The 4,985-nt window shown below is 70.7% G+C and carries 7 protein-coding genes; 1 reads left to right on the top strand and 6 read right to left on the bottom strand.

All coding sequences use genetic code 11. From position 1 onward, the window contains the following. Positions 1–85: DUF397 domain-containing protein (locus EHS43_RS37230; RefSeq protein WP_185806577.1), on the bottom strand; the 85-nt coding region annotated here is incomplete at its 3' end. After that, the gene (locus EHS43_RS37225) at positions 85–936 is read right to left on the bottom strand and encodes a helix-turn-helix transcriptional regulator (RefSeq protein ID WP_125195041.1); all 852 of its coding nucleotides are present in this window, start codon (positions 934–936) and stop codon (positions 85–87) included. The genes EHS43_RS37225 and EHS43_RS37230, both read right to left, overlap by 1 nt. 218 nt (positions 937–1,154) lie before the next feature. Between EHS43_RS37225 and EHS43_RS37220 the strand changes: the two genes are divergently transcribed. Continuing rightward, entirely contained in the window at positions 1,155–1,559 is a 405-nt protein-coding gene (locus EHS43_RS37220; RefSeq protein ID WP_125195040.1) for an ATP-binding protein, read from the top strand. 174 nt (positions 1,560–1,733) lie between these two features. Here EHS43_RS37220 and EHS43_RS37215 read toward each other — a convergent pair whose 3' ends face one another. From EHS43_RS37215 to EHS43_RS37200, 4 genes are all read right to left on the bottom strand, one after another. Next, positions 1,734–2,399: a response regulator transcription factor gene (locus tag EHS43_RS37215; RefSeq protein WP_125195039.1), complete on the bottom strand. Its 666-nt coding sequence runs from the start codon at positions 2,397–2,399 to the stop codon at positions 1,734–1,736. Further along, positions 2,396–3,769, bottom strand: a complete 1,374-nt coding sequence (locus EHS43_RS37210; RefSeq protein ID WP_260470895.1) for a sensor histidine kinase — start codon at positions 3,767–3,769, stop codon at positions 2,396–2,398. Before EHS43_RS37210 ends, EHS43_RS37215 begins: the two co-directional genes overlap by 4 nt. A 99-nt stretch (positions 3,770–3,868) precedes the next feature. Continuing rightward, a complete protein-coding gene (locus tag EHS43_RS37205; protein ID WP_125195038.1) occupies positions 3,869–4,552 on the bottom strand; it encodes a response regulator transcription factor in 684 nt (227 codons plus the stop codon). Continuing rightward, on the bottom strand, positions 4,549–4,985 hold a 437-nt coding region (locus EHS43_RS37200), incomplete at its 5' end, for a sensor histidine kinase (RefSeq protein ID WP_369009068.1). The genes EHS43_RS37205 and EHS43_RS37200, both read right to left, overlap by 4 nt.

The raw sequence follows: 4,985 nt of genomic DNA, 5'->3' as shown, positions 1-4,985 counted from the left end.
CGGCTATGTGGTCGGGGAGGGGGGCGATCTCGACGCAGGTGTTTCCATCGCCGCCGTCGGAGTAGGAGGACTTCCGCCAGTTCATCAGAGTTCCTTGGTCAACCGGTGGACGAAGTCCCGCGACGCCACCGGATCCAGTGAGGCCTTCTCCACCCTACGGAGGAGCGTGCGCAGATGCTCCAACTGGGGCTGCGCATCGATGAACGCGGTGCCCGTCGGCGCATCACGCAGCCCGGTGTCCAACTTGGGCACCGGTCCTCCCAGGTACATCATCGAGGCACCGGTACCGCCGAAACCGTCCTGATCGATGGGGATGACGCGTACTGAGGCGTGCCCGGCATCGATCTTCGCCAGGATGAAACGGAGTTGAGCCAGCGAGGCCCGGCGATCGGCCACGCGGACCCGCAGAGCGAACTCGTGGACGATGGTTTCGTACGGGGTCGGAGCGTCCCCCTCGATGACGACGCGCCGCCGCATCCGATGCTCCACACGAGGCGCCACCTCGCTGTCGGGCAGCTCGGGGCGCATATAACCGAACACCGCACGCGCGTAGTCGGCGGTCTGCAACAGTCCCGGCACGTGTGTGATCACGACCTCGCGAAGGAACATCGCGTGGTACTCGACCTCAGCGACGTCCAGGAACACGGGGGGCAGCACGCCTCGGTACTCCTCCCACCACCCTCGCGTGCGGTCGACCGCCATCGCGACCAGAGCGTCGACCAACGCCTCGTCAGCGCAGGCATAGTGAGCTGTCAGACGGCGAACCCGCTCAGCGCTCACCCCTGCGACGCCTGACTCGATCTGACTCATCTGAACCGAGTCCGCCCCGAGCAACTCCGCAGCCTCACGGGCCTTCATGCCTGTGGCCTCCCGCAGTTTGCGCAGCTCAGAACCCAGACGCACCCTGCGAGCGGTGAGATGCCTCTTCGGCGGCACGGCACCTCCCAACTTCCCTGTGGGCATAGCTCGTTCGAGTTCCAGAATACGACAACAACTTGCCCCTCCCTAACTTTAGGAAGTACCGTCGGTGACGCGACGCACACGCTGCGGAACCCCGGGACACCGGAAGCGCACCGCGCCGTCCTGCCATGACGGGCGCGGCACTGCCACCGCCCGCCGACCGCAACCCCCCACGACCCGAACGGAGTTCCCGCATGCCCGAACCCTGGGAGTACGTGCTCCACATCCCCAACGACCCTCGCGCCGTCACCGTCAGCCGCCGGACCCTCCGCCTCATCCTGACGATGCACGGCCTGATCACCCTGGTCGACACCGCGGAGCTGCTCGCCACCGAACTCGTCTCCAACGCCGTGCTGCACACCAAGGGGCCCGCCGCCCTGCGTGTGCGCTGGTCGCCGCCGGGAACGCTCCGCCTCGGCGCGTGGGACGCGGATCCCGAGCCACCCGAGCCACCCGGGGCCCTGGCCCAGCTCACCGACGTCGAGAACGGCCGCGGCCTGGCCCTGGTGCGTGCCTGCGCCGACCTGTGGGGCTGGCAGCCGCTGTCCAGGAACGGCAACCGCGGCAAGTACGTCTGGTGCGAACTGGCCGCCGCGTGAGCCGGCCTCTGCCGTCGCCGAGATCACGCGTGAGGCCCGTACCCGCTGCCTCGCCCTCGGACGCGGAACGCTGGAGGCCGTTGAAGCCATCCGAGCCGAACTCGAGAAGACCACACGACGCGCATGGAAGGCGCTCGTGTCCCCCGTACGCTTCGCCGGTGGTGACAGGTGTCGTCAGCCCGGCGTCACCAGCCGCGCCTCGTACGCGAACACCGCCGCCTGGGTGCGGTCCCTGAGGCCCAGCTTCACCAGGATGCGGCTGACGTGGGTCTTGATCGTCGACTCGGCCACCATCAGGCGCTCGGACATCTCCGAGTTGGACAGGCCCTGGGCGATGAGGATCAGTACTTCCGTCTCCCGGTCGGTGAGGTCGCCGTAGGCCGTGTGGGCCGAGGCCATCAGCCGCGGGGACTCGGAGAGCTTGGAGAACTCCGTGATCAGGCGCCTGGTGACCGACGGGGCCAGGAGGGCCTCCCCGGAGGCCACCACCCTCACCCCCTCGGCGAGCTGGCGGGCCGAGGCGTCCTTGAGGAGGAAGCCCGAGGCTCCCGCCCGCAGGGCCTGGTAGACGTACTCGTCGAGGTCGAAGGTCGTCAAAACCAGGACCTTCGCCGTGCCGTCGGCCGCGACGATCTCCCTGGTCGCCTCGATGCCGTTCAGCTCCGGCATCCGGATGTCCATCAGGACCACGTCGGGGGCGAGTTCACGGACCCGGTCCACCGCCTCGCGGCCGTTGACGGCCTCGCCGACCACCTCGATGTCCGGCATCGCGTTCAGCAGCACCGAGAAGCCCTCGCGGACCATCATCTGGTCGTCCGCGACCAGGACCCGGATCGTCATGCCACACCCTCGTCCCTGAGCGGCACCGGCAGGAACACCGCCACCTCGTACCCGCCCTCGTCCGTGGCGCCCGCCGTCATCTCGCCGTCCAGCATGGAGACCCGCTCCCGCATGCCGGTGATGCCGTGCCCCGCTCCGGGCGAGGGCTTCAGCAGCGACAGCTCGGGCCGCGGGCCGTTGACCACGCGCAGGCCCAGGCCGCCCAGGACATATCCGATCTCGACCCGGGCGCTCGCCCCCGGGGCGTGGCGCAGGGTGTTGCTCAGCGCCTCCTGCACGATCCGGTACGCCGACAGCTCGACGCCCTGCGGGAGTTCGCGCACCGCCCCGGTGACCACCTTGTCGACGCTCAGGCCCGCCTCCCGCACATTGGCTATCAGCCCGTCGAGGTCGGCGAGGGTGGGCTGCGGGGCGTCCGGCGCCTCGTAGTCCTCCGCGCGGACCACGCCGAGGACCCGGCGCAGCTCGGTGAGGGCCGCCACCGCGTTCTCCCGGATGGTGGCGAAGGCCTTCTCCAGCTCCGGGGGTGGGTTCTCCACCCGGTAGGGGGCCGCCTCGGCCTGGATGGCGACGACCGACATGTGGTGGGCGACCACGTCGTGCAGCTCGCGGGCGATGGTGGTGCGCTCCTCCAGGAGGGTGCGGCGGGAGCGCTCGTGGGCGGTCACCGTCTGCTGGGCGGTCACCGTCTGCTGGGCGTCCCGGCGGATGTGCCAGACGGTCACGGCGAGCAGGGCCAGGGCGGAGACGAAGAGCATCTCCACGGTGTTCGAGCGGTAGTAGTGACCGGCGCCGAGGGCCCCCTGCCACAGCACCCCGTAGGCCCCGGTCAGCAGCCACATCCAGGCCGCCGTACGCGGCCTGGTGCGTATCGCCACCACGGTGAGCACCACGAGGTGGCAGGCGAAGCTGCCCGGCAGCCACGGCCAGTCCTGCTGCCAGGAGTTGACGAAGGCCACCGGATAGGTGACCGCGGTCGCGGCCAGCGACAGCCAGAAGGCCATGACCGGCCGCACCATGGTCAGCAGGACCGGGACCAGGGCGCACAGGCCGACGAAGAGGTTGGTGGTCGCACCGCGGCCGCTGTTGTCCGCCCCGATGAGCATCGCGAGCAGACCGGCCGCGGTGATCAGCGCGTGCGGCGTCCAGACCGCGTACTCCCGCGGGCGGCCGTGCAGCAGACGGGGAAGGCCCCTGCCGACGGGGGTCGGAGGCAGCGGACGGTAGGCGAGGGCGTCACTGATCAGGTCGTGCCGCAGGCCGCGCAGGGCCTCCACGGCGGCTCGGAACTCCGGGCTGCGGAACTTGTACGCGTCGTGTCCGCCGCTGCCGTGCGGCGGCGTCATGTGCGTCTCGGTCGTGTCGGTCACGTTCGAAACGGTAGGCGGGCACCGGGGTCCCCGTCGTCACCAGTGAGACGGGTCCTTCGGCGTCCCTCTCAGGTACTACGGGTACCGGAGGACGGCCGGTCAGTAGCCCGAGGGCCGCACCAGCCCCGACTCGTACGCGAACACCGCCGCCTGCGTACGGTCCCTGAGGCCCAGCTTCACCAGGATGCGGCCCACATGCGTCTTCACGGTCTGCTCGGCCACGACGAGCCGCTCGGCGATCTCGGCGTTCGACAGCCCCTGGGCGATCAGCGCGAGGACCTCCGTCTCGCGTTCGGTCAGCTCGCCGACCCGGCTCCTGAGGGGGGCGCGGGGCCGCTTGTCGAGGCGGGAGAACTCGGCGATCAGCCGCCGGGTGATGCCGGGCGCGAGGAGCGCGTCCCCGGCCGCCACCACGCGCACGGCCTCGGCGAGCTGTTCCGCGGAGGCGTCCTTGAGCAGGAACCCGGACGCACCGGCCCGCAGCGCCTCGTAGACGTACTCGTCGAGGTCGAAGGTGGTCAGCACCAGGACCCTGATCTCGGGGCGCTCGCCGGTGATGCGGCGGGTGGCCTCGATGCCGCCCAGCTCGGGCATGCGGATGTCCATCAGGACGACGTCCGGGACGAGTTCGTCGACCTTGGCGATGGCGTCCAGGCCGTCGACCGCCTGCCCGACCACCTCTATGCCGGGCTGGGCGCCCAGCAGCACGCTGAAGCCCTGCCGGACCATCTGCTGGTCGTCGGCGATGAGTACGCGGATGTCTCCGCCCGTGCCGCTCGTCATGCGGTGCCGTCCTTGGAGTCGGTGACCTGGTCGGGGGCGCCCGGGGGTGCCGTCGGAAGATACGCGGCGACCTCGTAGCCGCCGCCGGGCCGAGGGCCGGCCCGAAGGGTGCCGCCGAGCATCGCGGCCCGCTCCCGCATGCCGAGCAGGCCGTGCCCGGCACCCGGGGAGGACGGCACGCTGCGGGTGGGCCGTGAGTTGACGACCCGCACGTCCACGCCGTGCAGGTAGTGGACGAGCGCGACGGAGACGGTCGAGCCGGGCGCGTGGCGCAGGACGTTGCTCAGCGCCTCCTGCACGATCCGGTACGCCGAGAGGTCCACGCCGGACGGCAGCGGCCTGCGGACGCCTCGCACGTCGACCTCGACGGCCAGTCCGGCCGCCCGGGTGTTCTCCACCAGCGCGTCGAGCCGGTCGAGGGTGGGCTGCGGGG

The organism is Streptomyces sp. RP5T, from assembly GCF_003933965.1.
Classification (GTDB): Bacteria; Actinomycetota; Actinomycetes; order Streptomycetales; family Streptomycetaceae; genus Streptomyces.
The sequence above is the reverse complement of the archived record's forward strand: the minus strand, read 5'-3'. Positions and strand labels throughout refer to the sequence as shown.

Excerpts from the sequence above, each read along its gene's own strand:
- EHS43_RS37205 (WP_125195038.1), bottom strand. The coding sequence starts at position 4,552 with ATGACGAGCGGCACGGGCGGAGACATCCGCGTACTCATCGCCGACGAC.
- EHS43_RS37220 (WP_125195040.1), top strand. The coding sequence starts at position 1,155 with ATGCCCGAACCCTGGGAGTACGTGCTCCACATCCCCAACGACCCTCGC.
- EHS43_RS37215 (WP_125195039.1), bottom strand. The coding sequence starts at position 2,399 with ATGACGATCCGGGTCCTGGTCGCGGACGACCAGATGATGGTCCGCGAG.